Genomic DNA, 22,289 nt, shown 5'->3' on the forward strand with positions numbered 1-22,289 from the left:
CCGCTCGCCGCGGTAGTGCCGGCCGCTGGCCGGCAACCTCGGGGATGTGTGCGGTTGCCGGCCAGCGGCCGGCACTCCCTACCAGCGCAGCTTGCGCCGCGCCAGCGCGGCCGCCAGTTGATCCATCACCTGTTGCGCCTGCGCCTGCGGCAGGTAGTGCAGGATCAACGCCACATCACCATGCGCGCCGGCGGTATCCAGCTGCAGGCTGCTGGTGCCCAACAGCTTGTCCAGTGGCGAGCGCAGCAGGCGCAGGCCCTGCACCTTGTCCAGCTCGGCCCAGCGCCACCAGCGCTTCCACCAGCCGCCGCGCACGGCGACGTAGTGGTCATCCAGATACCAGCCCATGCGCGCCATCTGCCGATGTGCCACCAGCAGCGCCAGCGGCAGCCAGGCCAGCACGATCAGGCCCCATGATCCCCAGCGCCAGTACGCGGCTGCGGCCAGCACGGGGACCAGCAGCAGCGCACCCAGGCACAGCCGCCACCAGCCACGCTGCGGAATGGACTGCCATTGCGCCGGTGGCCACTGCAGTTGAGGCAACAGGTGCTGCACCAACTGCTCGCAGCGCATTGCCGGGGCCAGCGGTGCCAGCTCGCGCAGAGCGCGGTCCTGGTCCCGCGAAGGGCCGCCGGCGGCGCTGTCGACGCGCAGCTGGCGCAGGCCGAACCAGCGATGCAGGGTGGTCTCGTACAGCGTCCAGGCCTGGATGCGGCGACGCGCGACACTGCTGCGGGTTCGGCTGACCAGGCCAGCCGAGACGGTCAGCCGGCGATCCTGCTCGCTGAGAGTGAAGCCGTGATAGCGCAGCAGGGTCAGCACCACCGACAACGCACGCAGCGCCAGCCAGCCCAGCAGCAGGGCTGCGGCCAGCAGCAGGAAGGCGCCGGCCATGCCGGGATGCAGGTGGCTTGCGTAGCCGAAGGCCTCCCTGCCACCACGCTGGATGGCCGCGTCCATCACCGGGCGCGGCACGGTCTGGAACAGCACGCCGAAGGCGGCGATCGCCAGTGCCCATCCGCGGTTGGAGAGCAGGCCCATGCGCACTACGTCCCAGCTCGACAGGCGCAGCAGCACCTGTTCGGTGTCGGCCCCGGTGATCGAGGGAGTGGCGACCACGTCGGCGGTCTGCGGTGCCTGCCCACGCTGGCGCACCAGCCGTTCCAGCGCCAGCGCCTGGTCCAGCTTCAGTACCCGCATCTCGGCTTCCGGCCGCACGCCGCCGGCCGATTCCAGGCGCAGCTCGGCCACACCGAACAGCCGGTGCAACGGGTTCTGCCGCACTTCCACGTTGTGGATGCGGGCGAACGGGATCTCGCGGCGGTTGCGCGCCAGCAGCCCGCTGCGCACGGTGATGGCATCGCTGCCGATGCGGTAGCGGTAGCTGAGGTACTGCAGCACCGAGACCAGCACCAGTGCCGCGATCGCCGACAGTGGAATCAACTGCGCCCACATCGGGTCGCGCTCGCCACGCTGGCCGAACACCAGCAGCGCGACCAGCGGCAGGAAGTAGTGGCGCAGCTGCATCAGCAGCACGAACAGCCACGACCACGGGTGCAGGCGATGATCCTCGCCACCGGCAGGCAGCGATGCGGGCAGGGGCGGCGGCAGGCTCACAGGGCGTCGGCGTCCTGGTCGAGCTGGTGCGAGAGGGTGTCGCGCAGGCGCTCGGCGTCGGCCTCATCCAGGCCGTTGACGGTGACCGCGCTCATGCGGGTACCGGCAGTGTGCACGATCAGCGTGGCCAGGCCGGCGCGGCGCTCCAACGGGCCCCGGCGCAGGTCCAGGTGCTGTACGCGCGATATGGGAATGCGGGTTTCCAGCTGCCACATCAGGTCGCGGCGCAGGCCCAGGCCCTGGTCATCCAGGCGCCAGCGGGTGCGGGTCAGTCGCCGGCGGCCGAGCCAGGCGCCGAAGAGGATGCCGATCAGCAGCCCCAGGGCGGCAGTCCACAGGCCGCCGGGCAGATCGAAGAACCAGGCAGCTGCGGCCAGTGGCAGACCCGGCACGAACAGTCCGCCGAAGGCGCCTTCCAGTGCGGCCAGGCGGGCGGCACGTTGTGGTAGCGATTGCCAGGCTTCGGTGGTCGGGGCGATGGGGGCGACGTCGGTCACGCGGGCTCCGTCAGGTGGCAGGGCGAGCGGCGGCGGTGGCCGCACCGCGCAGACGGTAGCAGGTCGGCTGTGTTACTGGGCAGCCTGGATCAGCGCATCGACATCCAGCAGGTGGCCAGCACGATCGGCCTTGGTGCGCAGGTAGTGTTCGTTTTCGGCGGTGATCTCGCCGGTGACCGGAATGCAGTCCAGCACCTCGATGCCGGCATTGCGCAGGCGCTGTGCCTTGGTCGGGTTGTTGCTGAGCAGAGCCACGCGCGAAATGCCCAGGCCATGCAGCATCGCCACCGCACTGCCGTAGCGGCGTTCGTCGGCACCGAAGCCCAGCTGTGCATCGGCGTCGATGGTGTCCAGGCCGTCGTGCTGGTAGCCGTAGGCGCGCATCTTGGCGGCGATGCCGGTGCCGCGGCCTTCCTGGTCCAGGTACAGCAGCACGCCACCGCCCAGTTCCTTCAGCTTGCGCAGGCCGCGCCGCAGCTGGTCGCCGCAGTCGCACTTGAGCGAGCCGAACAGGTCGCCGGTCAGGCACGAGGAGTGCACGCGTACCGGTACCACCGCCGACAGGTCCGGTTCGCCGACGATGATCGCGACCTGGTCACGCTGGGCCACGCCGCCGCGGAACACCGCGAAGGTGGTCATGCCGACGTCGCGCAGCGGTACCGGCGAACGCGCCACCAGTTCGTAGTCGTGGGCCGCATGTGCTGCGCCTTCGGCCAGGTCGCACAGGGCCACCTCGGCGGCACCGTCGAAAGTGTGGTCATCCACGTCCAGGCGCACCGCGACCATCGCCGGCAGCAGCAGGCCCAGGCGGGCCAGCTCGACCGCGCCGGCATCGAAGGCGTCGCCGGCTGCCCAGCCGTCGGGCATCGGGCCGGGCTCGCGCAGGTAACCCAGCGAGGGCAGGGTATCGAAGGCAATGCCGGCCAGCGGCAGGCGCGCGCCTTCCGGCGCTTCCACGCCGAGCACGCGGGCGCGGGTGGCGGTCAGGAACAGGTAGTGGCGCTCGCGCGCGGCACCGGCGAACGTGGCGAAGCTGCTGGCAGTGGCGCTGTCCAGTGCAATTACCGCCAGGCGCTGGCCCTGGCCATCGTGGAGCAGTACCGGGCGACCGGCACGCAGTTCGGCCACCGCGCGTTCGCAGCGGATCGCGGCGGGGTCGCCGAACAGGGAAGAGGCAGCAGGCATGGCAGGACCGGGGGAGGCGGACATCGCAGTCTCTATGGGGGCGACGGCGTCATATTCAACGTGGTGCGGCCGCCGGTCGCAGGGGCCGGACGGGCCCGCGTGGTGCGACCGTCAGTGCGGATGCTCTTCGGTCGCGTAAGGGTCTTCCTCGCCGCTGCCCGGTGGCCGCAGCGTATAGCGCTTGTAGGTCCATTGGTACTGCGTCGGGTCGCGGCGGGCGATGCGCTCGATGCCGGCGTTGAGCGCGGTGGCCGCCACCTCCGGGTCCGGGTCGGCCACGGCCGGGTCGGTCGGCTCGATGTGCAGGGCGAATTCCATGTCCGGCCCGATGCGCTCGCACCAGCCATACAGCACGGTGGCGCCGGTGCGCTCGGCCAGCCGGTTGACCAGGGTCATGGTCAGTGCCTGCACGCCGAAGAACGGCACGAACACGCCGTCGCCGGCCTTGGGTTGCTGGTCGGGCAGGATGCCGGTGGCACCACCGTCCTTGAGTACCTTGAACAGCTGGCGCACGGCGGGGCCCTCGGCGCGCACCTGCTGCACGTTCTGGCCGCCGCGCACCAGCTGCAGGAAGGCGTCGCTGGCCTCGTCCTCCGGAGGCTTGTAGACGATGGCGATGTGCCCGCGCGAGGCCAGCCACTGGTTCAGCAGCTCCCAGTTGCCGAAGTGGGGTGCGGCCACGATCACGCCCTTGCCGCTGGCCAGCGCCGCGTCGTACAGGGCTTCGCCGTGGCGCTGCGTCAGGTGCAGGTGCAGGTTGTCGGCCGGCCTCCGGCTCCACAGCCGCAGAGTCTCGATGGCCTGCAGGGCGGTGGAGCGCAGCAGCTCGCGGTGCAGGCGGTCGCGCGCCGGACCGTCCAGTTCCGGGTAGGCCAGTTCCAGGTTGCGCCGGGTGACGCGGCTCTCGCGAGCGTTGAGACGGACCCACGTCCACGCCAGGGCATGCGCGAACCCCCGCAGGACTGGCCAGGGCAGGCGGGCGAACAGGGTGGTGGCGCGGTAGACCAGCCGGGCTTTGCGTTGCGGATTCATCGGCGCCAGTTTAGCCAAGGGCGCTGCTATCGTGGCCGGCCCTGTTCATTGGAAGCCCACGATGCTCGTCCTGATCCAGCGCGTCAGCCAGGCCGCCGTCCATGTCGACGAGGAAGTGGTGGGGCAGATCGGTCCCGGCCTGCTGGCCCTGGTCGGCATGGAACCGGGCGATACCGAGGCCCAGCTGCGACGGATGGCCGAGCGCCTGCTGGGCTACCGGGTATTCGCCGACGAGGCCGGGAAGATGAACCGGTCGCTGCGCGACACCGGCGGCGGCCTGCTGCTGGTCAGCCAGTTCACCCTGGCCGCCGATACCCGTTCGGGCATGCGCCCCAGCTTCACGACCGCCGCACCGCCGGACGAGGCTGAACGCGGGTTCAATCGATTTGTCGACATCTGTCGTGAAAATCACGCGCCCGGGGTGGAAACGGGCCGATTTGGTGCCCATATGGTCGTCAGCCTGGTCAATGACGGTCCCGTGACCTTCCTTCTCAGGCCCTGAGCCTGCGGGACCACCGCCCGGCAGGCGGGGCCCCGGGCTGGTATAATGCTACGTTCCCTATTTCTCCCTAGCCGGTGGCGCGAGCACTACATGGCCAACGAACGTCCTGCCCAATCCGAAATCAAGCAACTGATCAGCAAGGGCCTGGAACAGGGCTACCTGACCTACGCCGAAGTCAATGACCATCTGCCGGACGACATGGTCGACCCGGAACAGATCGAAGACATCATCGGCATGATCAACGGCATGGGCATCGATGTCCATGAAGTTGCGCCGGATGTGGAAACCCTGCTTCTCAACGATGGCAACACCGGCAACCGCGAAGTCGATGACACCGCGGCTGAAGAAGCTGCCGCCGCGCTGAGCGCGCTCGACACCGAAGGTGGCCGTACCACCGACCCGGTGCGCATGTACATGCGCGAAATGGGCACCGTCGAGCTGCTGACCCGCGAAGGCGAAATCGCCATCGCCAAGCGCATCGAGGAAGGCCTTTCGCAGGTCCAGGCCGCCCTCGGCCAGTTCCCGGTCTCGGTCGAGTCGCTGCTGAACGACTACGAAGCCCACAAGGAAGGCAAGAAGCGCCTGGCCGAAGTGATCGTCGGCTTCAACGACCTGGTCGACGAAGAGCCGGCACCGCCGGCGGTCGTTGCCGATGACAGCGCCGATGCGGACGCCGAAGGCGACGAGGACGAGGACGACGATGTCGACGGTGGCGATGAAGAAGCCGCACCGACCGGTCCGGATCCGGAGGAAGTCGCCGCGCGCATGCAGGCACTGAGCGATGCCTTCAACGCTTTCAAGAAGGCCGCGACCAAGGGCGACAAGAAGAACCTGCCGCGCCTGCGCGAAGAGATGTCGGCGGTGTTCGTCACCCTGAAGCTGCCGCTGCCGCTGACCGACGTGCTGACCAAGCAGCTGCGCGACACCATGGCCGACATCAAGTCGCATGAGCGCCGTGTGCTGAACCTGGCCACCGTCACCGCGCGCATGCCGCGCAAGGACTTCATCCGTTCCTGGGAAGGCAACCAGACCAATCTGGAGTGGGTGGAAGACGCACTGAAGCGCAAGCAGAAGTGGTCGTCGGCCCTGCGCGAAGTGAAGGACCAGATCATCGCCGAACAGCAGGCGACGATCGACATCGAGAAGCTGACCCAGCTGGACCTGGAAGAGCTGAAGGAAATCAGCCGTGCCATGGCCTACGGCGAAGCCAAGGCGCGCAAGGCCAAGAAGGAAATGGTCGAGGCCAACCTGCGCCTGGTGATCTCGATTGCCAAGAAGTACACCAACCGTGGCCTGCAGTTCCTCGACCTGATCCAGGAAGGCAACATCGGCCTGATGAAGGCCGTGGACAAGTTCGAGTACCGCCGCGGCTACAAGTTCTCGACCTACGCCACCTGGTGGATCCGCCAGGCGATCACCCGCTCGATCGCCGACCAGGCGCGCACCATCCGTATCCCGGTGCACATGATCGAGACGATCAACAAGTTGAACCGCATTTCCCGCCAGATGCTCCAGCAGTACGGCCGCGAGGCTACGCCGGAGGAGCTGGCCAAGGAAATGGACATGCCGGAAGACAAGATCCGCAAGGTGATGAAGATCGCCAAGGAGCCGATCTCGATGGAAACCCCGATCGGCGACGACGAGGATTCCCATCTGGGCGACTTCATCGAGGACACCAACGTGGAGTCCCCGATCGAGAACACCACCAACATCAACCTGTCTGAAACCGTGCGCGACGTGCTGGCCGGCCTCACCCCGAGGGAAGCCAAGGTGCTGCGCATGCGCTTCGGCATCGACATGAATACCGACCACACGCTGGAAGAGGTCGGCAAGCAGTTCGACGTGACCCGCGAGCGCATCCGCCAGATCGAAGCAAAGGCCCTGCGCAAACTGCGTCACCCGAGCCGCTCGGAGCAGCTGCGCAGCTTCCTGGATATCGATTGATAGCCAGCGGCTGTTGAAGCGTTGAGAAAAACCCCGCCTGGTGCGGGGTTTTTCTTTGGTAGCTCCCGGCCATGCCGATCGGATCCTGACGATGTCGCACCTGCCATTTGATTACGTCCCGCGGCGGCCGCACGCTGACCGTGCAGATGCTCAACACATCGCGTAGGCAGGCCGATCTTCATCGGCGCTGATGCAAGCGCGCAGCAGGTCACGTACATCACATGCGGCCTGCGGCACTGATTCGTCATGCATCTGGAGTCACGCCATGAATGACGTGGAGCACGATATGCCTGAGCCCGTGCAAATCGATTTCCCGCTGCTGCTGAACCGGGATGAGGTGATGCGGGATGAGTGTGAGGATCCGTTGGGGTTTGCACGTCGGACGACGTATGCGCTGCTGACGCTGTCTGAGGCTGGATTGCCTGCCGGCTTCAGCGGCGACAACCAGCAGGGACTGGAAGAGGCCAGGAGGACGGTGGCGCTGTTCCAGGCACATCTGCGTCGGCAGATGTGGTTTGTGGACGTGGCGGAGAAGCGGTTGGGGCGTGTTGCTGAGGCTCTGGCTGCTGCCGGGTAGCCGATCGAGCGTGGCCTCCACTACACTGTGGCGCTGCGCAGGGCCTATAGCTCAACGGTTAGAGCAGGGGACTCATAATCCCTTGGTTTCAGGTTCGAATCCTGATGGGCCCACCATCGAATCAGGCACTTAGGATCATCCGCAGTGCCTTCTTCGTCAAGCCAGCGCCGCACGGTGACCGCTCGGTGACCGTTTACGCTCCGCTGCTGTCGCAGTTGGCCGCTGGTCGCCCCACATCCTCGGGCGTCCACTGCGGGGCGCTCCTACGTGCGCGGATCCAACGCTGGATGTCGCTCTGGTACCAGCGAGTGCCGCCGCCGACCTTGTGCCTGGGCGGGAAAGTGCCCTTCTCCATCTCGCGGTAGATGTAGCTCTTCTTCATCCCGGTCTGGGCTTCGACCTGCTCGAGCTTCAGCAGGACTTCGGGCATGTTCTCAGCTGCGCCCATCTCGGGCCTCCGTTACTTCAGTGGTGGTCGCCAACAGCAGCGCAGTGTGCGAATCCGACCGTGCCGTGGTCACAAGGTTTGCGATCTGTGTCAGGTCCATTGTGGGGTCATCGAAAAGGGCGAGGCCGATCTGGGCCGTAAGCCGCTGGGTCGCTGTCGCCGCCAGTGGCGCCGGCGTGTCGATGGTGGCGAGGGCGTATGCGCGCCAGGCGTCGCACGCGGCCTGCAGCTGCGGCTCGCCGGCAAACGTGAAGGTCAATGCGCGGCCGCCGCCGCTAGCGGGGCGCGTGCTGGTCAGGGCGGTTTCGAGCGCTGCTGCAACCGCTATGGCCGCGCGCTGCTGGTGGATCAGTGGTGACCGCTCGCCCGCGGCGGCCTCGATGTGCTCAACGGTCAATGTGATTTCTCCTTCGTATGCTCTTCGATTGACTTACGCATCTGCGCAATTCGGAAACCCCACTCGTCCCTTTCCCGCTTGCCTTCACGCTTCAACGCTCGCTCCAGTCGGTCGAGCAGCGGGAGAACCCAGGACGGATTGAACGGCTGGGGTTTCAGCGCGATGGGCGTCGGCGGCTTGGGTGGGTTGCAGTACGGATCGGCCCAATCGAAGGGGTCGTTACAGACGGTGCAGTGCGTTCGATCCGCCGACCAGATGTGATCCCGATCTTTGCCGGCCCTGCGGACCTCGTGGAGCAGCGGCTGGGTGTAAAGAGCCCGGACCTGTTCGCCAGCTGCAAGGGCTCGGTACCACTGCCTTTCATCGATCTGATACCAGAACGATCCGCCCCATTGCTCGAGCCTGACGGCCCGCTGCTGACCGAAAAGACGCATCAGCGTGGTGGCCCATCGATTCACCTGATCGGCCGGCACCGCATGCCCGGCGCGGCCTGCAGCTCGCATCTCGCGCACGGCGTCACTCGCAGTCGGCGGCGGTGCTGTGCCGATGGTCGAGGCATCGCCGCTCATGCCTCGCCCTCGAGCAGCATCTTGGGATCGATGTGCCACCCGGCCTCGCGAGCAGCGCGCAGCCGTAGTTCGTTGGCGTCGAACTCGTCCAGCTGCAGCGTTGTGATCGCGCCCTCGACCTGATGCGGCTGCAGGGGGCGGGACGTCCGGCCGAATGCGCGCCAAACGCTGAACACCTGGCAGCCCCAGGCCGGCGCAAGGCAGGCCAGCTGTTTGCCGTGCTCCCGGCAGTGGCGGCGGATCATGTCGCGAACCGACGCGTGCACCGGCGCCGGACCGCGTAGAGCAGCCTTAGTAGCCGAGACCTTTGGGCCGGGACTCACGCACCGGCCCCGCGGAACGAGGGAGTGGGCTCAGGTGAATCGGTCGGAGCATGCGTTGGGTAGGGAATATCCGATTGCATTAGGAGGCGGAGGCGTTTAAGAATTGTGAAAGTTAAATAGAAACTTTCGTATGGGGGGGGCGTATGGATTTAGCGTTCAACACCATTACGGGGCAGAAGCACATTGCCCTGGAGTTCTCGCTTCTGCCCCCAGAGCAGATCCAGGCACTTCGTCGTAATTTCATCTGCGACGAGTGCAAAGAGCCGGGGTACTTTCGAAAGGCCTCCGTATCCGGTCGCGGTCCCTGTTTCGGAGCAAGGCACCTCGACAATTGCCAGCTGGCGGTCCGCTCGGAAGACCCTTGGGGTGAGGCCGGAGACGACCTCGTGCAAAGGCTTGAAGCCGATAACACCAAGATCATCTTGGGAATGAGTGTTGAAGACGGTGCTGAGGGTAGAGCCGGTGGTGTGCGTGGCCACCAAGAGCGAGGTGGGGGTGGCAGGCGATTTGCCGGTGGAGGGGAGCCCGCAAAGACGAAGATTCAACGTAATGCGGACAAACTGCTGGAGTGGCTGTACGCAGCCCCCACCTTCAAAACGAGCAACTTGGTGATCGCTACGCCTGGCGGCGATATTCCGGTGAATGAGTTTTTTGTAGAAATACCCAAGGCAGATCGTAAGAAACATGTGGGTGAGCTCCGAGGATATTGGGGCGAACTGACGCGGACCAATCAGTACTACAACACGCAAGTTTTCAACGGCGCTCCGAAGCCAGCGTTGGGATTTGAAATCCTGCCCGCTCTCGCGAAGAAGCTCGAGGCGAGATATCAACTTGAAGCAATTACCGGGCTCGTTGGTAGAAAGGTTCTTTTCATAGGAAGGGCACGCGAAACCCAGAATGGATCCTTCATGATGGAAGTCTCGGGAATGAGCTACGTGGGGCTTCTTCCCGAGGGCTATCAGATTGGGTAGCCCTTTACAGAGGTCAGTCATGCCGCCACCGCCATGTCGGCCGGCACCCGGTCCAAGTTCGCCTCTGCGATCGCGAACATGGGGGGCGGGCTGACGCTGTTGCCGCACATTCGAACCTGCGCAGTGGTCTTCAGCACCGTTCCGTCGGCGGTGCGGTCGATGATGTAGGTCACCGGGAAGCCCTGCGCGCGGAACAACTCATGCGGTTTGAGCATGCGCAGGCCGATATCAACGATGACGTAGGGCGTGCCCTTGATGACCACGGTGACCAGCGCCAGGCGGTCCTTGGTGGTGACCGTGTCCACGGGGTCATGCAGCCCCACGGCGATGCCGCTGCCGTAGTACTTCACCAGGAACGCGGCAACTCGCAGGGCACCTGCTTCGTGCTCGGGGGACAGTTGTGCCAGCTCCGCCTGTGCCACCGCATGCCCGCCATTGCCACTGGCAGTGACCGTGCCGACCGGTAAGCGAGCATCCTTGCTGCCAGTTCCCCAGCGTTGGACGCCGCCAGTTCGACCTTCGCCGTGTGCGGCCTGGACCATGAAGGCACTCGATACCGCGTGGTGTTCGGCCTGAGCGGCTACGGTGGTGAGCGGCGTTCGCGCATCGGCGCCGACCATGTTCCGCCGCAGCGTTACCAGTGAGGTGGCGGCTACACCGAGGGCATGCGCTGCGCCGGCCGGCCTAGCTGCACCAGCACCAGAAGTGATCGTCGGCACGGGCTCGGTGGCCGCCGTGCCGATGCTGTCGCCACGGAACTTCACCAGGTGCGGCGCGGCCACAGCGTGCTTCACTCCGCCCGCGACAATCGTGCCCAGCGGCTGCTGCATGTCCAGCGCACGCGGGGCCTGGCCCTCGCGCTCGCCGTAGCCGGTCTGGACAAGCGTCGGAGACACCACAGAGAAGTGGCCCCCCTTCACCCCGGCGCATACCGTGCGCAGCGGTTCGTCCGCGCGCATGGAGCCGAGGGCGTGGCTGCTGTTCGCGTGCTCGGCGATGAAGGCAGCGGCGGCGCTGCTGTTGTCGCGGCAGATGGGTGGCACCGGCACGAGGAACGGATCAGCGGACTGCAGCACATGGCGCATTACGCCCTTCGCGATCCGCCGCATGGTCGCATCTGCGAGGTCTCGTTTGCGGCCGAAGATGGACGGGCAGGGGATGGAGAAGTCCAGGCAGTCGGCGGCGGTCACGCGCGGCTTCTGACCCGGAGCAGGGCCGTGGCTCGGCTCGGGCCACACGATGGCCTGACCGTCGCGGCGGCCGAGCAGGAACAGGCGTTCGCGGCTGGTGCCTGCGCCATAGTCGCTGGCCACCAGCTTGCGCCACTCGACCACGTAGCCCAGCACACGCAGTGCGGCCACGAACTGCTGCCAAGTGCGGCCGCTGTGGCGCTTGTCCGGCACCAGCTGCTGGTTCTCCACCGGAACGCGCTCGCCGCGCGCTGCAACGGTGCCGTCCATCTTGATGACGCGGCCGGTGGTCTTGCAGCGCTTTGCTACCAGCGGGCCCCAGGTCAGGATCTGCCAGACGTTCTCCATGGAGATGATGCGCGGCGCGGTTTTGGTGCCGTGCAGGCGATCAGCGCGCAGCAGCTGGCCAACCCACTTCAACACCACCCACGACAGCGCACGGGTTTTCCTGCTGCGCGGCTGGCCACCCTTGGCCTGGCTGAAATGCGTGCAGTCCGGAGAGGCATGGAACCAGCCGATGGGACGGCCGGCCACGTCCACGCGCGGGTCGGCGTGCCAGATATCCTCACGGTGGTGCTGGGTCAGCGGGTGGTTGGCGGCGTGCATGCCGATGGCCAGCTCGTCGTGGTTGTAGGCCAGAGCGGGATCGATACCCAAGGCCTGCTTAAGGCCCTCGCTTGCGCCGCCGCCGCCGGCAAACAGGTCCACCACGATTTCATCCTGGCGCAGGCGGGAGCGCTGCGGCGGGGGGAAGTTGAAGGATCGGGAGGGCATGTTCATTTGCGAGCCTCCTTTAACAGATCTGAACGAGGCAACGGTTGAGTTGTCTTCCGGACGCCCGCACATGTAGAAGACATCCAACTGAAGGGGGACACACTGTGCAAAGGGGAAGACAAGCGGCGTGGGAATTCCATCCCAACAACTTGGCCAGACTTCGTGAGCTGGCGGCTGACGAAGTGGAGCGCCGGCGTGCTCAGATCGCCCGGCTGGAGCAGGAACTGAGCAATTTTGAGGCTGAGCGCTCCGCAGTCAGTGCTGTGCTTAGTCTGGTTGAGCGGTCTGCAGACACGCCCAGCACCGCCTCGCGATTGGTGATGAGCGACTACAACGCCTATCTCCAGGACTATTGCCGTAGTGTTGATGCCGATCACTACAAAGAAGTGCTGCAGGAAATCGAACACGCGATCTCCCGCAACAAGATGCGCACCGAAGAACTGACTGCGGCTGTCGAGTGTACTGAAGCAGAAATTGTTCTCATCGACAGCATGATCGCGTGTCCGCAGGAGCGGGTCTGGAAGCTGCCTTTGAATCCGGATTACATTCAGTAGTGAGGATTCCTCTACGCCGGCCATGGATGGCCGGTCGTTGAGCTGATGCTGAACATTTGTCATGCTCGCGGCACCTTTGCGCCGTTGATTTGCTGGCTGCCGAGCGCCGCGCTGAACTCCCAGCGCTCTGCCTCGCGGGTGTAATAGGCGGCGCGGTCCTGGCGCTCGCTTTCGGGGGACTGCTTGTCATGCAGCGCGTGGTCGGCTGCGTCGCGGCATGGCTTGGCCAAGCGGGCTGGGTCGTGGTCGAAGATGTCGAGCTGGTTGCGGAGGTCCATGGATGCCGCCGGCGAAGCGTCAGCGGAGTTGTGTGCGTGGCCAGAGAGCCGGCATCTGCCGTTGCCACGCTGCGTAGCCCACCCGGATGCCCTTTTTGAGCGAGCGCTGCAGGATCTGGCCGAACTGCACGCGCAGCGAGAACCAGCGACACGGGTGGGCAGCAACTGCCGCCGCATACCGCTGCAGCCTCTCTTCGGGCGTCGGTGTGGCCGTGCTGACGATCACCGCGTCCAGGCCGCCGCCGATCGGATGCAGGCCGTCCATCAGCGCACCAACCTGTGAAGGTTCGGCGCGACGCGCTGGCGCTGCTCTTCCGCCTCGCGCTGACGCTGCGCGCTCGCCTGGTGCGTGCAATACACGCGGTAGGGATGGCGGCGGGGGCGCTTCGCGCGCTCCAAGGCCGCGCGCTGGTCCGGCGTCAGGCCAGGTGCTGGGAGCTTGATCGCAGGTGCCCTCATGCAGCACCGCCTTGTGCCCGCAACATGCGGCGAAGGTTCCTTCGCACGTCGGCGATGGCTCGGCCGGCGCTGGCGCGGTGCTCGAGCACTGCGCGCGCGGCAACGTCAGCGGCTGCGGCGACCAGGTTCGGGGCGAAGCCCATACCAGTGGCGGCCGTAGCGGCTGCCTTGGCGGCGACGGCCGCGCGCTGTGCGAGCGGGTAGGTGATGGTGGCGATCATGCTGCACCGGCCTGGCTGATCGTGTAGCCACGGCTGCGGGTGGCATTGATGCGGTAGCCGTGCTGGGCCAGCTTCTGGCGCAGGCGGCAGATGGTCACCTCGACGGTGTTCGATTTACGGCCGGCACCGCCATACAGGTTCTCTTCCAGCGCGGAGCGGCTGATCGGGGTGTCACCCGCGTTGATGATCAGCTGCAGCACCTTAGATTCGGTGGGGCTCAGGGGCAGGCGCTGTGCGCCGATCATCGCGGCGCGCGGTTCAGTACGGAGGCCGGTGATCACGGCGCCACCTCCACGAAGGCCAGTTCGTGCATGACGCACTGCGCCGGGGCCAGCACCGGGGAGGTGTTCGGCTCTTTGCCGTCTGCGGTCGACAGGGGGACAACCGCATTGGCCCGGACGCATGCCGCCGGGGAAATCTCATAGGAGCCGCTCAGGACGGCATCGGCCGCGTCGAGGGAAAGCTGCCAGCGCGCCGGCTCGAAGTTTTGCGTCAGCGCCGCAGTGACGCCGGTTGCGCAGTCGGGCACCCGGTCTGCATCGCGGAAGGCGTTGAGGGTCGTGTTGGCGACGGTGGCGCGCAGTGCCCAATCGTCCCGGTCGGCCAGCTCATAGACAGCCAGGGCGGCGCAGATGCGAGGGCTGGTGATCACCAGGCCGTCAGGCGCGTCGTCGGTAGCTGCGGCAGGTGCATCGGTCGGGGTGGCCCAGGCAACCACGCCCAGGACGGTGAAGCACGCCAGGGCGGCCAGGCCGACGCGGGCGGTGCGCTTGGTGCTGAGGGTCAGGGGCATTGCAAGGTCTCCGTTGGCGGCAGTAGCCGGCTGCGGCGTTATGAAAGCACGCTAATACGGAGAATGCAAGCACGCTTATTCAGCGTGCTTCTACGCTAGTCCTCCATGGAGAAGGAGACACGGGATGGAATGGCGGAAAGTGGCGGTACTGGCCGTCAGCGGATTGATCGGATCGGTACACGCGCAGTCCGGTTCTCATCTCGAGATCAAGCGCCAGGTAATCGGGCTGGAAGTTCCAAATAAGGTCAGGAAGACGGGAGCGTCTACGGGCGTCGATGAAGCAGGCTCGGGGACTGGCTTTGAGTTTATGGGAATCACCCTCGGCGGCCCGTTGGTCCGTGAGTGTCCGCAGGAGCAGGCCTATGGCGGCAATTTGTACAACGTGGCTTCGCGTAAGTCCGCTTGCTGGGCGACATTCAGTATGCGTCCCGACCCACGTCTGAACACTCACAACAACAGAACCCTTCTGATCGCGCCTATGGACAACAAAAGGCCGACCGGCACCCATGCGGTGACGGCCATCGTGGTGGATGGAAGGATTGAAGGTTTGAACGTGGAAACCGATGGCTTCCGTCATGCCAACGAACTGCTAGGACAGCTGAAGCAGAAGCTGGGCAAGCCCACCTTGCAGGAGACGACTGAAGTGATTAGCGGCGTAGGAGCTAGGTTCTCCAGCCCCAAAGCTGTGTGGGATCTTCCAGATGTCTATGTTCAGTTCAACGGTATCGTCGGCACTGTCGATGCGGGTCTCATCGTCGTTCTCACACAGGCGCAGTGGGCGCGCGAAATGGCTCGCCAATCTGAGAACGAGAAATCCTTCTAACTTCAGACTTCCTGGGCACTGCGCAGCAAAGCCAGGCCCAGAATCTTGCCGCCCACATGAAGCTGATCCGCTTCTTGTGGCGGCACAACTTCACTAAGGTACTTCCTGTTGGTGCTGATCACATGCAGCCCGTCCCGCAGTAGCTGCAGTCGCTTCACGTATGTCAGGCCATGTAGGTTGATCAGATACAGGCCGTCCCCGTCGAAGTAGTCCTTGGCCACGTCAACAAAAACGACGTCACCGTTCTTGATGTCGGGATACATCGAATCGCCCCGCACGGTGACTAGTCGAACACGGTCAGCTTCTGGAATGAACCCAAGCTGCTGGCGCACCTGCCACTCTGCGATGTCGAGCTCCCTGACCACATCTGGGAAATCCTGATTCACTGCGCCAAAGCCCCCTGATGCTTCGCCTTCCATAACTCGGAAGCGAACATATCCAGCGGGCGTCTCACCGGTTGATATCAAAGTGCCATGAGACTCATCCCATCGCTCGGGCAGCTCACCAGTGATCAACCATTCCACACGAAATGGTCGGTAGACGCGGGCGAGCTTGACTGCCGTCTCTCCACTTAGTGACTTGGTCTTGCCGTCCTCCAATTGATACAGCGCCGATGGCGTGATGCCAGCACGGCGTGCCGCGTCAGCAGGTTCGGTGATGCCGCACTCTGATCGTGCGCGCTTCAAGCGGGTGGCGAGGGCAGTAGTCATGTTAGCGAGCTTATTAGTCCGTTAAGTAAGCGTGCTTGCATGTGTAATGGAAGCGTGCTTATATAGGCGGCATGAACATGCCCCGGATATCCAAGGAAGAAGCCATTGCTGCTTACGAAGGCAATGCCGCCGCGCTCGCACGCGCTCTCGGAATCACGCCGTCGGCTGTCTATCAGTGGCCCGAGGGGCAGATCGACGATCTCTGGGCGCTGAAGCTGCGCTTTGTGCTGATGCCAGCCCATTTCCAGGCGCTTGAGCGACCTGCGGAAGGCGACCCCGACACTGACCGGATCGTGCCAGTGGAGGTCGCCTGAGATGAGCGCGCGGATCCGCCCTGGAAGCTTGGTAGAACTGCGCAGCAGGTTGGAACTGCTGCGCAGCCAGCAACTCACCCTGGAAGCCGCTTCAGTTACCTGTCCTCTGGCCCGAGAGCGTCTTTTGGCAGCGTCCAGCCATGCATTTCTTCGGTCAAGGCGAATCGCAGGTCTTCCAGAGACATTGCCCGAACAACCGACGGTAGCCAGTGGTGTTTTTCCACCAGGTAGTAGTGGATCGCATCCAAGCCAGTCAGGTCGTTCTTCCAGCCTTCCCGCTTCTTTAGCGTGTCGCCGAAGACCTCGAGCGTGTAGTCCGCATAGCCCTTCCAGTAGTGGTTCTGATGCCGGATCTCGTTCATCTGGCTCCGGCCAGCCGTAACGCCCTTCTTTGCCATGTCGCCCTCCTTGCGGGCGGTGTTGTTCGCACATCCAGCGTAGCGCAAGGAGGGCGACTCCAAGCCTTTGAATTCCGGTCGTCCTGTCCATGGCGACCACTTTGCATCGCCTCCCGAGGTGCGTAAATGAAGCCTGATCCTCAGTTCCACGAGCCGCGCTCTGCGGTGGTGTTCCGCCACACGACCGACGCCGTCCGCAACAGCGGCCACACCGACAGCAGCCTCGCCCAGGCGATCGCCGAGCAGTACATGGCGGACGTAGCGCCAGCCGAGCGCATCCTGCACTTCCATGTCGGTGTAGACGCCGACAGCACCGAAAAAGCGCTGAAGTCCAACGGCCAGCTCATTGCCCGCATCCGCAATGGCACCGTCAAGATGCCGGTGGACCTGGAAGAGTCGTGGGTTCGTGCGCTGCCGCCGCACTGGCGCGACGCCTGTTCGCGCGAACTGGCCCAGCGCTATGGCTTTCTCGGTGCCCGTATTCCGATGATGGAGCCGCATGCCGGCGTGCTGGCTGTGGCCCGCCTGTCGGTGGAGTTCGGTCACACGCTCGAAGCGATCACCAACGTCCTGGCTGACGGCCGCATCTGCCCGAAGGACATACCTGAGCTGCGCCGCGCGCTGGACGAGATCGGTCAGCTCGAGGCGGAACTGGTGACGGCCAAGCGCTACGTGTCGGGCCACCTGCAGGATCTGGCGCCGCGAGCGGTGCAGGGTGCGCAGCGATGAGGGGCGGTGCAATGGTGAGCTGGGCAATCGCCGTGGTCAGCGAATTCGACAGTGCCGGCCGTCGCATCCCCGAGAGTGTGGTGCCGCTCCTGCCCATGGTGGATGTAGTCCTCTGGGCCAAAGAGCAGCCGCAGCCGGTGCGCGTTGATGCGCTCCAGAAGCGATTCGGCCTTTCGCGCGCGACGGCATACCGCTGGCAGCTCGCGCTGCAGGACCTCAACGACCCGGCGGCCGCCAGGCGGCGGCTTCCCAGCCTGCGGCAGCTGAGCACCGCGATGGGGCGTGAGGTTCCCGTATCGGGCCATGCGGGGGCGACAGGATGAACATCAGTCCGACCCTCGGTCTGCGCTGTGGCCCTGCGCTCCGCGCCGCTCCGACTGAGCGAGAGCCGGCCGTAGCTCCGGTCGCCGCCGCGATGTCTGAAAAGAAGCCGCGGCGCAGCGCGCCGCAGCACGCCCTTGCCGGCTACAACACCACCAGGATCGTCATGGAGTTCATGCGCTGGGCAGTCGAGCTCAGCGATTTCCCAACCGTTGAGGCCATAGTCCGGCACTTCGGCGTGAGCCGCGCCACGGCGTACCGCTGGCGCAACAGTCTGGGTGAGACATACCGGCTGGAGACGCTGCCGCCCAACGAGCATGAGCTGACCAGGATTGGCAGCTCCGGTGCTGCGGCGCGCGGCAAGCAAGGGGCCGGGGAACCCTGATGATCTACTTCGAGATGTTCCCGGGCGACTACCTCAAGGACACGACCCGACTGTCCCTGACCGACCACGGCGTCTACTTCAAGCTGATGCTGGCGTACTACTCGGAAGAGCAGGCGCTGCCAGAGAGCCTGGCCGAGCTGTACATCATCGCCGGCGCAATCACTGCGGCGGACAAGGCCGCGGTCAAGAAGGTCGCCGACCGCTACTTCCCCGTGGCAGAAGACGGATTGCGGCACAGCAAGCGCTGCGATGAGCAAATTGCCAAGGCGAAAGGCCGTATTGCCGAGGGCCAAGGCCGCCGCGATGCCCGAAAGAGCAATGAAACTGAGCGCCAGGCACGCACCCGAGCACGCAGAACCATGCTGTTCGAAGACCTGCGCGCGGTCGGCGTCGTGCCGGACGGAATGGTCACGATGGCACAGCTGAAGGCGCTCCATGTCACGCATGTCACGGGCGACGAACGCGTGACGCTCGACCAGTTGTCACGCGTGACCTGTCACGCAGAGTCACGCGTGACAGGTGGTGTGAACACAGGTGTGAACACGGGTACCCAGACCCCAGACCCCATTACTACTCCAGATAGATCACATCTCACTCAAGGATCTCTGGGAGGCGTGACCGACGCGGGGCGTGCGTGCTTGCTGATGCGCAAGGCCGGTTGCCATTCCACCAACCCGAGCCACCCCGACCTGCTGGCTGCCCTGAAGGAGGGCGTGACGCCGGAGACGCTGGGGCACACGGTCGCTGAAGGACTTGCGCGATCACCACCGGTCGCGAACCCGTTCCCCTGGGCGATCAAGACCGCCCGCAACCGCCACGCAGCAGGCGCAATGCCCGCAATCCCAAATACCACCGGAGGCACCAATGCAAGCCATCAGCCAGGTTCTGCCGATCAGGTCACAGAGCGGCGGCGACAATTCGAGCAGCGCGCGGGAGCTGGCGGCTTTGGCGGAACGGGCGGCGATGTCATCGACGTCGAGTTCGAACCCGTCCACCACTGAGCCCGACCAGCGTGCGGTGAGCATGCTGTGGACGGTGTGGGAACGGATGGCCGGCATGTTTCCCGGGAAGTGGGTGCGTGAGAACGGCTCAGCCCCAGTGAACAACGCGGGCAGCCTGACCACCGCCGGTGAACTGTGGTTCCAGGTGCTGGTTGGCATCACCCCACGACAGGTCGCCGACGGCATGGGCAACTGCCTGCGCAGTGCGCTGCAGTGGCCGCCGAACCCCGGGCAGTTCCGGGCCATGTGCCTGGGCGTGCCGTCGCTGGCAGAGGTTGATGGCCAGATGCGACCCGGCCAAGCACATAGCGGGTTCACCGTGCTGGTGCGGTCGAATCTGGACCTGCACGCCTACGCCACGGCCGAGAGCGGCGCGCAGCAGCAGCGCATGTTGGCCAACGCCTACGAGAGGGCGGTGAAGCACGTCATGGACGGCGGCGCCGTGCCCGAGGCGATGGCTGCATTGCCTGCACACAAGCCAGAACTGCACGTGGTGCGCAACCGCGACGCCGCCCGCAGCGCCATGGCGCAGGCCGCGGCGGATCTGGGTTTCGGAGGCACTCATGGAGCCGGCTGAAATCCGCGCCTACCAGCGGCAGCTGCTGCTGTTCTGCTTGGGCATCCACGGCGAGAGCACTGCAGCGGAGGCCCTGGAGCTGATGGGCAACGCCGCGCTCGAGTCAGGCGCGCCGCGCGAGGTGATGCTGCTGAGCACGGCCGCCGTGGCTGGCCTTTTGAGAGAGCTGGACGGTGATGGCCTGGTGCGCAGGTGCGAGAACCGCGACAGCGGCCGCGATGGGCGGCCGGTGGCGACGTGGGCGGCGACTGAGGCCGGCCGCGTAGAGCGTGCGCCGGCGCCGCCCTCGGGTCAGCAGCAGCTGGCCATGCCAATGCTCGCGCCACCATCGGGGCAGCGCACGCGCGGCGGGTTGTCCATGGAACAACTGATGGCACTGCTTAACGTCGAATTCGACTGCATGCTCGAGCAGATGGACCGCGAGCACCAGGCCGCGCAGCAACGCGCCCGGCAGGAGTTCGACGCATTCCGGCAGCGAGCAATGCGCGTGTGGAGCGCTATGGAGGCATCTGCCTGATGCCGCCGAAGAAGACATCCAGCCGTTCCCTGCGGTACGCAACCGTGCAGGACATGCCGGAAGGCATGCGCCGCCTCGTGCAGGCCAGTGCGCCGGCAGCCGGGCCTACACCGGCAGCGCCGCGCGCGTACCGTCCGCCGTCTGCTGTTCAGCCCTCTGGCAGCGGAAACGCCGCCGGCAAGGTGGCACGCGGTAGGCCGCGGCACGTGCCCGGGGAGATGAACAAGACCGAAGAAGCCTATGCCGCGCATCTGGCGCTGCAGCTGGCCGCCGGCGAGATCGCATGGTTCCGGTTCGAGTCGGTGAAGCTGAAGTTGGCCGAAAAGACCCACCTCACCATCGACTTCTTCGTGATGACGGCCGCTGGTGACTTGGAGGCCCACGAGGTGAAGGGCTTCTGGGAGGAAGACGCCCGCGTAAAGGTGAAGGTGGCCGCCGAGATGTACCCGTTTCGATTCCTGGCAGTCCAGCGTGCCCCTGGCGGCGGCTGGAAGACGGAGGTGTTCTCTTGAACGCAATGATGATTGGCGGGGTCACTGTGCGCCGCGACGACGTGGGCAGGTTCTGCCTGAACGATCTGCACCAGGCATCCGGCGGTGCGAAGCGCCACCAGCCCAGCGACTGGCAGCGCCTGAAGCAGACCGAGGAACTGGTGGCCGAGCTGGTCAACTCCGGTGATTCCCGGATTTACCCGGTGCACTCGGTGGCCGGCCGCTACGGCGGCAGCTACGTGGTGCGCGAGCTGGTCTATGCCTACGCCATGTGGATCAGTCCCAGCTTCAGCCTGCAGGTGATCCGCGCCTATGACGCGCTCGCGGCCGGGGCGGCGGCGCCTGACCCGATGCAGGCGCTGACCGATCCGGCGACGCTGCGCGCGCTGCTGCTGTCCTACAGCGAGAAGGCCGAGATCCTTGAGGCGCGCGTGCAGTATCAGGAGCCGCAGGTCCGTGCGCTGCTGCGGCTGACCCAGGCTGACGGTGCCTTCAACATCAGCACCGCGGCCAAGATGCTCCAGGTCCAGCCGCGCCAGCTGTTCGCTTGGCTGTCCGAGCACGGCTGGATCTACCGCCGCGCGGGCAGCAAGAACTGGCTGGCCTACCAAACACGCCTGCAGCAGGGCGTGCTGACCCACAAGGCCAGCGTGCAGCGGCGGGAGGGCGAGCCGGACCGCGTGTACGAGCAGGTGCTGGTGACCGCGAAGGGCCTGTCACGACTGGCCGAGAGCATCGACCGTGACCAGATGACCTGGGCGCAGGCCGACGCCGCCACCAGCCTGCAGCTGGCTGCGGAGGTGAACTGATGCGCTACTACCTGCTGGCCTTCATCGCGTTCGTGGTGGCAACTGCCGTGATGTATCTGGTTTGTGCGTTCGCCGCAGCCAGTTTCAACCCGGCCGATTGGGCCGCACCTGCGCGCTTCGTCCTTGCGATGCTGGATGTGGTTTTTGGCGTACTGATAGCGGGAGTCGCTCACAAGGAGGCGGAAGAAATTCGTCGTCTGGTTCGGCTCGATTTGGCCGACAGGGAAGCCGACGCGCGCTGGCACGGCACCTGGGAGAGAAAGAAGCAATGAACCGAGTACTCGGTAAGCGTGCTGATGTTGCACCGATGCGCCCCGGCACAGCCATGGAAGAGCAGCTGCAGCTGAAGGGCATTGGCCGGCTGCTGGCGGGCTTCGGCTATCGCTACGGTTCCGAGGTCCAGCTGCACGAGGTTCTGGCCACCATCCTTGACCAGGCCGGCCATGCCCACGTTCGCGAGTACCGGCTCGATGCCAGCAACCGCGCGGACTTCTGGCTCGACGGTCTGGTGATCGAGGTGAAGGTGGCCGGCTCACTCGCCGACGCCCTGCGGCAGGTTGGGCGCTACATCAGCCTGCCGCAGGTGCGCGGCGTGCTGCTCGCCACCACCGAGCGGTGGGGTGAACGCCCGCTCGTAGCCCGGCCGGCCTGGCAGGGGAAGCCCTTCAACATCATTCGCCTGAAGAGGCAGGCACTGTAATGCAGACGACCTATGGAACCCTTCTGTACAGCGCCGCCGGCAGTACCTGGCGGGTGATTTGCGAGCCGCAGGTACGCGCGCGCATGAAGCGCGTTTTTCCCCGGGTGCGCCAGCACGCTGCAGAGCACATCGACCTCTCTGCCACGCCGGAGAACAGCCGGGAGTTGCAATGGTTCACCCAGC

33 protein-coding genes and 1 tRNA gene are annotated in these 22,289 nt (G+C 65.4%); 18 read left to right on the plus strand and 16 right to left on the minus strand.

What is annotated here, in order from left to right:
* Nucleotides 1-78 precede the first annotated feature (78 nt).
* From KXV01_RS05635 to KXV01_RS05650, 4 genes are all read right to left on the minus strand, one after another.
* Nucleotides 79-1,617: a PH domain-containing protein gene (locus KXV01_RS05635; RefSeq protein ID WP_099494894.1), complete on the minus strand. Its 1,539-nt coding sequence runs from the start codon at nt 1,615-1,617 to the stop codon at nt 79-81.
* A complete protein-coding gene (locus KXV01_RS05640; protein WP_005419594.1) occupies nt 1,614-2,114 on the minus strand; it encodes a PH domain-containing protein in 501 nt (166 codons plus the stop codon). The genes KXV01_RS05635 and KXV01_RS05640 overlap by 4 nt, the downstream gene beginning before the upstream one ends.
* Before the next feature lie 72 nt (nt 2,115-2,186).
* Nucleotides 2,187-3,323 carry a GTP cyclohydrolase II RibA gene (ribA, locus tag KXV01_RS05645; RefSeq protein ID WP_049411925.1) on the minus strand — a complete coding sequence of 379 codons (1,137 nt, stop codon included), beginning with the start codon at nt 3,321-3,323 and terminating at the stop codon, nt 2,187-2,189.
* Nucleotides 3,324-3,410: 87 nt separating this feature from the next.
* Nucleotides 3,411-4,331, minus strand: a complete 921-nt coding sequence (locus tag KXV01_RS05650; protein WP_263467549.1) for a lauroyl acyltransferase — start codon at nt 4,329-4,331, stop codon at nt 3,411-3,413.
* 61 nt (nt 4,332-4,392) lie between these two features.
* Between KXV01_RS05650 and dtd the strand changes: the two genes are divergently transcribed.
* From dtd to KXV01_RS05670, 4 genes are all read left to right on the plus strand, one after another.
* Complete coding sequence (gene dtd / locus KXV01_RS05655) at nt 4,393-4,833, plus strand: D-aminoacyl-tRNA deacylase (protein ID WP_049411932.1); 441 nt, start codon at nt 4,393-4,395, stop codon at nt 4,831-4,833.
* A gap of 90 nt (nt 4,834-4,923) precedes the next feature.
* Nucleotides 4,924-6,777 carry an RNA polymerase sigma factor RpoD gene (gene rpoD, locus KXV01_RS05660; protein ID WP_005419586.1) on the plus strand — a complete coding sequence of 618 codons (1,854 nt, stop codon included), beginning with the start codon at nt 4,924-4,926 and terminating at the stop codon, nt 6,775-6,777.
* Between the two features lie 265 nt (nt 6,778-7,042).
* Nucleotides 7,043-7,354, plus strand: coding sequence for a hypothetical protein (locus KXV01_RS05665; RefSeq protein ID WP_049438518.1), 312 nt, complete (start codon nt 7,043-7,045; stop codon nt 7,352-7,354).
* A gap of 40 nt (nt 7,355-7,394) precedes the next feature.
* Nucleotides 7,395-7,470, plus strand: a tRNA-Ile gene (locus KXV01_RS05670).
* Nucleotides 7,471-7,547: 77 nt separating this feature from the next.
* Here the strand turns inward: KXV01_RS05670 and KXV01_RS05675 are convergent.
* Genes KXV01_RS05675 through KXV01_RS05690 form a run of 4 tightly spaced genes read right to left on the minus strand, consistent with a single transcriptional unit; the run spans nt 7,548 to nt 9,013 of the window.
* A complete protein-coding gene (locus KXV01_RS05675; RefSeq protein WP_263467550.1) occupies nt 7,548-7,802 on the minus strand; it encodes an AlpA family phage regulatory protein in 255 nt (84 codons plus the stop codon).
* A complete protein-coding gene (locus tag KXV01_RS05680) occupies nt 7,789-8,199 on the minus strand; it encodes a hypothetical protein (protein WP_263467551.1) in 411 nt (136 codons plus the stop codon). The genes KXV01_RS05675 and KXV01_RS05680 overlap by 14 nt, the downstream gene beginning before the upstream one ends.
* Nucleotides 8,196-8,768, minus strand: coding sequence for a hypothetical protein (locus KXV01_RS05685; RefSeq protein ID WP_263467552.1), 573 nt, complete (start codon nt 8,766-8,768; stop codon nt 8,196-8,198). Before KXV01_RS05685 ends, KXV01_RS05680 begins: the two co-directional genes overlap by 4 nt.
* Nucleotides 8,765-9,013 carry a hypothetical protein gene (locus tag KXV01_RS05690; protein WP_263467553.1) on the minus strand — a complete coding sequence of 83 codons (249 nt, stop codon included), beginning with the start codon at nt 9,011-9,013 and terminating at the stop codon, nt 8,765-8,767. The genes KXV01_RS05685 and KXV01_RS05690 overlap by 4 nt, the downstream gene beginning before the upstream one ends.
* Before the next feature lie 221 nt (nt 9,014-9,234).
* On the opposite strand from KXV01_RS05690, the gene KXV01_RS05695 reads away from it, so the two are divergent.
* Nucleotides 9,235-10,062 (plus strand): hypothetical protein, encoded by an 828-nt coding sequence (locus KXV01_RS05695; RefSeq protein ID WP_263467554.1) that lies wholly within the window; start codon nt 9,235-9,237, stop codon nt 10,060-10,062.
* A gap of 17 nt (nt 10,063-10,079) precedes the next feature.
* Here KXV01_RS05695 and KXV01_RS05700 read toward each other — a convergent pair whose 3' ends face one another.
* Entirely contained in the window at nt 10,080-12,032 is a 1,953-nt protein-coding gene (locus tag KXV01_RS05700) for a DNA cytosine methyltransferase (RefSeq protein WP_263467628.1), read from the minus strand.
* A 143-nt stretch (nt 12,033-12,175) separates the two neighbouring features.
* On the opposite strand from KXV01_RS05700, the gene KXV01_RS05705 reads away from it, so the two are divergent.
* Nucleotides 12,176-12,580 carry a hypothetical protein gene (locus KXV01_RS05705; protein WP_263467555.1) on the plus strand — a complete coding sequence of 135 codons (405 nt, stop codon included), beginning with the start codon at nt 12,176-12,178 and terminating at the stop codon, nt 12,578-12,580.
* Between the two features lie 59 nt (nt 12,581-12,639).
* On the opposite strand, the gene KXV01_RS05710 is transcribed toward KXV01_RS05705, so the two are convergent.
* The 5 genes from KXV01_RS05710 to KXV01_RS05730 form a co-directional block, all read right to left on the minus strand.
* Nucleotides 12,640-12,858: a hypothetical protein gene (locus KXV01_RS05710; protein ID WP_263467556.1), complete on the minus strand. Its 219-nt coding sequence runs from the start codon at nt 12,856-12,858 to the stop codon at nt 12,640-12,642.
* 19 nt (nt 12,859-12,877) lie between these two features.
* Nucleotides 12,878-13,123 carry a hypothetical protein gene (locus tag KXV01_RS05715; RefSeq protein ID WP_154353412.1) on the minus strand — a complete coding sequence of 82 codons (246 nt, stop codon included), beginning with the start codon at nt 13,121-13,123 and terminating at the stop codon, nt 12,878-12,880.
* A 190-nt stretch (nt 13,124-13,313) separates the two neighbouring features.
* Complete coding sequence (locus KXV01_RS05720; RefSeq protein ID WP_263467557.1) at nt 13,314-13,538, minus strand: hypothetical protein; 225 nt, start codon at nt 13,536-13,538, stop codon at nt 13,314-13,316.
* On the minus strand, nt 13,535-13,819 hold the full coding sequence (locus tag KXV01_RS05725; protein WP_263467558.1) for a helix-turn-helix domain-containing protein: 285 nt from the start codon (nt 13,817-13,819) through the stop codon (nt 13,535-13,537). Before KXV01_RS05725 ends, KXV01_RS05720 begins: the two co-directional genes overlap by 4 nt.
* Nucleotides 13,816-14,331 carry a hypothetical protein gene (locus KXV01_RS05730; protein WP_263467559.1) on the minus strand — a complete coding sequence of 172 codons (516 nt, stop codon included), beginning with the start codon at nt 14,329-14,331 and terminating at the stop codon, nt 13,816-13,818. Before KXV01_RS05730 ends, KXV01_RS05725 begins: the two co-directional genes overlap by 4 nt.
* A gap of 124 nt (nt 14,332-14,455) precedes the next feature.
* Between KXV01_RS05730 and KXV01_RS05735 the strand changes: the two genes are divergently transcribed.
* The gene (locus KXV01_RS05735) at nt 14,456-15,154 is read left to right on the plus strand and encodes a hypothetical protein (RefSeq protein ID WP_263467560.1); all 699 of its coding nucleotides are present in this window, start codon (nt 14,456-14,458) and stop codon (nt 15,152-15,154) included.
* 2 nt (nt 15,155-15,156) lie between these two features.
* Here the strand turns inward: KXV01_RS05735 and KXV01_RS05740 are convergent, their stop codons facing one another.
* On the minus strand, nt 15,157-15,864 hold the full coding sequence (locus KXV01_RS05740) for a helix-turn-helix transcriptional regulator (protein WP_263467561.1): 708 nt from the start codon (nt 15,862-15,864) through the stop codon (nt 15,157-15,159).
* Nucleotides 15,865-15,935: 71 nt separating this feature from the next.
* Here KXV01_RS05740 and KXV01_RS05745 point away from each other — a divergent pair, with 71 nt between their 5' ends.
* A complete protein-coding gene (locus tag KXV01_RS05745; protein ID WP_263467562.1) occupies nt 15,936-16,178 on the plus strand; it encodes a Cro/CI family transcriptional regulator in 243 nt (80 codons plus the stop codon).
* 95 nt (nt 16,179-16,273) lie between these two features.
* Here KXV01_RS05745 and KXV01_RS05750 read toward each other — a convergent pair whose 3' ends face one another.
* The gene (locus tag KXV01_RS05750; protein WP_263467563.1) at nt 16,274-16,576 is read right to left on the minus strand and encodes a hypothetical protein; all 303 of its coding nucleotides are present in this window, start codon (nt 16,574-16,576) and stop codon (nt 16,274-16,276) included.
* A gap of 126 nt (nt 16,577-16,702) precedes the next feature.
* Between KXV01_RS05750 and KXV01_RS05755 the strand changes: the two genes are divergently transcribed.
* The 10 genes from KXV01_RS05755 to KXV01_RS05800 all read left to right on the plus strand — a co-directional run bounded on the left by KXV01_RS05755 (nt 16,703) and on the right by KXV01_RS05800 (nt 22,106).
* Nucleotides 16,703-17,305 carry a hypothetical protein gene (locus KXV01_RS05755; protein ID WP_263467564.1) on the plus strand — a complete coding sequence of 201 codons (603 nt, stop codon included), beginning with the start codon at nt 16,703-16,705 and terminating at the stop codon, nt 17,303-17,305.
* Nucleotides 17,306-17,319: 14 nt separating this feature from the next.
* Complete coding sequence (locus tag KXV01_RS05760; protein ID WP_263467565.1) at nt 17,320-17,628, plus strand: hypothetical protein; 309 nt, start codon at nt 17,320-17,322, stop codon at nt 17,626-17,628.
* Nucleotides 17,629-17,720: 92 nt separating this feature from the next.
* Nucleotides 17,721-18,011 (plus strand): helix-turn-helix domain-containing protein, encoded by a 291-nt coding sequence (locus KXV01_RS05765; protein ID WP_263467566.1) that lies wholly within the window; start codon nt 17,721-17,723, stop codon nt 18,009-18,011.
* A complete protein-coding gene (locus KXV01_RS05770) occupies nt 18,011-19,012 on the plus strand; it encodes a YdaU family protein (protein WP_263467567.1) in 1,002 nt (333 codons plus the stop codon). The genes KXV01_RS05765 and KXV01_RS05770 overlap by 1 nt, the downstream gene beginning before the upstream one ends.
* A gap of 55 nt (nt 19,013-19,067) precedes the next feature.
* The gene (locus KXV01_RS05775; RefSeq protein ID WP_263467568.1) at nt 19,068-19,589 is read left to right on the plus strand and encodes a hypothetical protein; all 522 of its coding nucleotides are present in this window, start codon (nt 19,068-19,070) and stop codon (nt 19,587-19,589) included.
* On the plus strand, nt 19,576-20,106 hold the full coding sequence (locus KXV01_RS05780) for a hypothetical protein (protein ID WP_064239322.1): 531 nt from the start codon (nt 19,576-19,578) through the stop codon (nt 20,104-20,106). The genes KXV01_RS05775 and KXV01_RS05780 overlap by 14 nt, the downstream gene beginning before the upstream one ends.
* Nucleotides 20,106-20,618: a hypothetical protein gene (locus KXV01_RS05785; protein WP_229767334.1), complete on the plus strand. Its 513-nt coding sequence runs from the start codon at nt 20,106-20,108 to the stop codon at nt 20,616-20,618. Before KXV01_RS05780 ends, KXV01_RS05785 begins: the two co-directional genes overlap by 1 nt.
* A gap of 5 nt (nt 20,619-20,623) precedes the next feature.
* Complete coding sequence (locus KXV01_RS05790; RefSeq protein ID WP_263467629.1) at nt 20,624-21,406, plus strand: phage antirepressor KilAC domain-containing protein; 783 nt, start codon at nt 20,624-20,626, stop codon at nt 21,404-21,406.
* Nucleotides 21,406-21,678 carry a hypothetical protein gene (locus KXV01_RS05795; RefSeq protein ID WP_263467569.1) on the plus strand — a complete coding sequence of 91 codons (273 nt, stop codon included), beginning with the start codon at nt 21,406-21,408 and terminating at the stop codon, nt 21,676-21,678. Before KXV01_RS05790 ends, KXV01_RS05795 begins: the two co-directional genes overlap by 1 nt.
* A complete protein-coding gene (locus tag KXV01_RS05800; protein WP_263467570.1) occupies nt 21,675-22,106 on the plus strand; it encodes a hypothetical protein in 432 nt (143 codons plus the stop codon). The genes KXV01_RS05795 and KXV01_RS05800 overlap by 4 nt, the downstream gene beginning before the upstream one ends.
* Nucleotides 22,107-22,289: the final 183 nt, after the last annotated feature.

Source organism: Stenotrophomonas sp. Ps181, from assembly GCF_025697425.1.
Classification (GTDB): Bacteria; Pseudomonadota; Gammaproteobacteria; order Xanthomonadales; family Xanthomonadaceae; genus Stenotrophomonas; species Stenotrophomonas sepilia.

What these genes read in the sequence shown, in the direction of transcription:
- KXV01_RS05685 (WP_263467552.1), bottom strand. Translation starts at nt 8,768, where the DNA reads ATGAGCGGCGATGCCTCGACCATCGGCACAGCACCGCCGCCGACTGCG.
- KXV01_RS05710 (WP_263467556.1), bottom strand. Translation starts at nt 12,858, where the DNA reads ATGGACCTCCGCAACCAGCTCGACATCTTCGACCACGACCCAGCCCGC.
- KXV01_RS05775 (WP_263467568.1), top strand. Translation starts at nt 19,068, where the DNA reads ATGTTTCCCGGGAAGTGGGTGCGTGAGAACGGCTCAGCCCCAGTGAAC.
- KXV01_RS05650 (WP_263467549.1), bottom strand. Translation starts at nt 4,331, where the DNA reads ATGAATCCGCAACGCAAAGCCCGGCTGGTCTACCGCGCCACCACCCTG.
- KXV01_RS05745 (WP_263467562.1), top strand. Translation starts at nt 15,936, where the DNA reads ATGAACATGCCCCGGATATCCAAGGAAGAAGCCATTGCTGCTTACGAA.
- KXV01_RS05715 (WP_154353412.1), bottom strand. Translation starts at nt 13,123, where the DNA reads ATGGACGGCCTGCATCCGATCGGCGGCGGCCTGGACGCGGTGATCGTC.
- KXV01_RS05780 (WP_064239322.1), top strand. Translation starts at nt 19,576, where the DNA reads ATGGAGCCGGCTGAAATCCGCGCCTACCAGCGGCAGCTGCTGCTGTTC.
- KXV01_RS05785 (WP_229767334.1), top strand. Translation starts at nt 20,106, where the DNA reads ATGCCGCCGAAGAAGACATCCAGCCGTTCCCTGCGGTACGCAACCGTG.
- KXV01_RS05800 (WP_263467570.1), top strand. Translation starts at nt 21,675, where the DNA reads ATGAACCGAGTACTCGGTAAGCGTGCTGATGTTGCACCGATGCGCCCC.
- KXV01_RS05675 (WP_263467550.1), bottom strand. Translation starts at nt 7,802, where the DNA reads ATGGGCGCAGCTGAGAACATGCCCGAAGTCCTGCTGAAGCTCGAGCAG.
- KXV01_RS05770 (WP_263467567.1), top strand. Translation starts at nt 18,011, where the DNA reads ATGATCTACTTCGAGATGTTCCCGGGCGACTACCTCAAGGACACGACC.
- KXV01_RS05750 (WP_263467563.1), bottom strand. Translation starts at nt 16,576, where the DNA reads ATGGCAAAGAAGGGCGTTACGGCTGGCCGGAGCCAGATGAACGAGATC.
- KXV01_RS05700 (WP_263467628.1), bottom strand. Translation starts at nt 12,032, where the DNA reads ATGAACATGCCCTCCCGATCCTTCAACTTCCCCCCGCCGCAGCGCTCC.
- KXV01_RS05695 (WP_263467554.1), top strand. Translation starts at nt 9,235, where the DNA reads ATGGATTTAGCGTTCAACACCATTACGGGGCAGAAGCACATTGCCCTG.
- KXV01_RS05790 (WP_263467629.1), top strand. Translation starts at nt 20,624, where the DNA reads ATGATGATTGGCGGGGTCACTGTGCGCCGCGACGACGTGGGCAGGTTC.
- KXV01_RS05740 (WP_263467561.1), bottom strand. Translation starts at nt 15,864, where the DNA reads ATGACTACTGCCCTCGCCACCCGCTTGAAGCGCGCACGATCAGAGTGC.
- KXV01_RS05735 (WP_263467560.1), top strand. Translation starts at nt 14,456, where the DNA reads ATGGAATGGCGGAAAGTGGCGGTACTGGCCGTCAGCGGATTGATCGGA.
- dtd (WP_049411932.1), top strand. Translation starts at nt 4,393, where the DNA reads ATGCTCGTCCTGATCCAGCGCGTCAGCCAGGCCGCCGTCCATGTCGAC.
- KXV01_RS05720 (WP_263467557.1), bottom strand. Translation starts at nt 13,538, where the DNA reads ATGATCGCCACCATCACCTACCCGCTCGCACAGCGCGCGGCCGTCGCC.
- rpoD (WP_005419586.1), top strand. Translation starts at nt 4,924, where the DNA reads ATGGCCAACGAACGTCCTGCCCAATCCGAAATCAAGCAACTGATCAGC.
- KXV01_RS05795 (WP_263467569.1), top strand. Translation starts at nt 21,406, where the DNA reads ATGCGCTACTACCTGCTGGCCTTCATCGCGTTCGTGGTGGCAACTGCC.
- KXV01_RS05665 (WP_049438518.1), top strand. Translation starts at nt 7,043, where the DNA reads ATGAATGACGTGGAGCACGATATGCCTGAGCCCGTGCAAATCGATTTC.
- KXV01_RS05730 (WP_263467559.1), bottom strand. Translation starts at nt 14,331, where the DNA reads ATGCCCCTGACCCTCAGCACCAAGCGCACCGCCCGCGTCGGCCTGGCC.
- KXV01_RS05765 (WP_263467566.1), top strand. Translation starts at nt 17,721, where the DNA reads ATGTCTGAAAAGAAGCCGCGGCGCAGCGCGCCGCAGCACGCCCTTGCC.
- KXV01_RS05690 (WP_263467553.1), bottom strand. Translation starts at nt 9,013, where the DNA reads ATGATCCGCCGCCACTGCCGGGAGCACGGCAAACAGCTGGCCTGCCTT.
- ribA (WP_049411925.1), bottom strand. Translation starts at nt 3,323, where the DNA reads ATGTCCGCCTCCCCCGGTCCTGCCATGCCTGCTGCCTCTTCCCTGTTC.
- KXV01_RS05755 (WP_263467564.1), top strand. Translation starts at nt 16,703, where the DNA reads ATGAAGCCTGATCCTCAGTTCCACGAGCCGCGCTCTGCGGTGGTGTTC.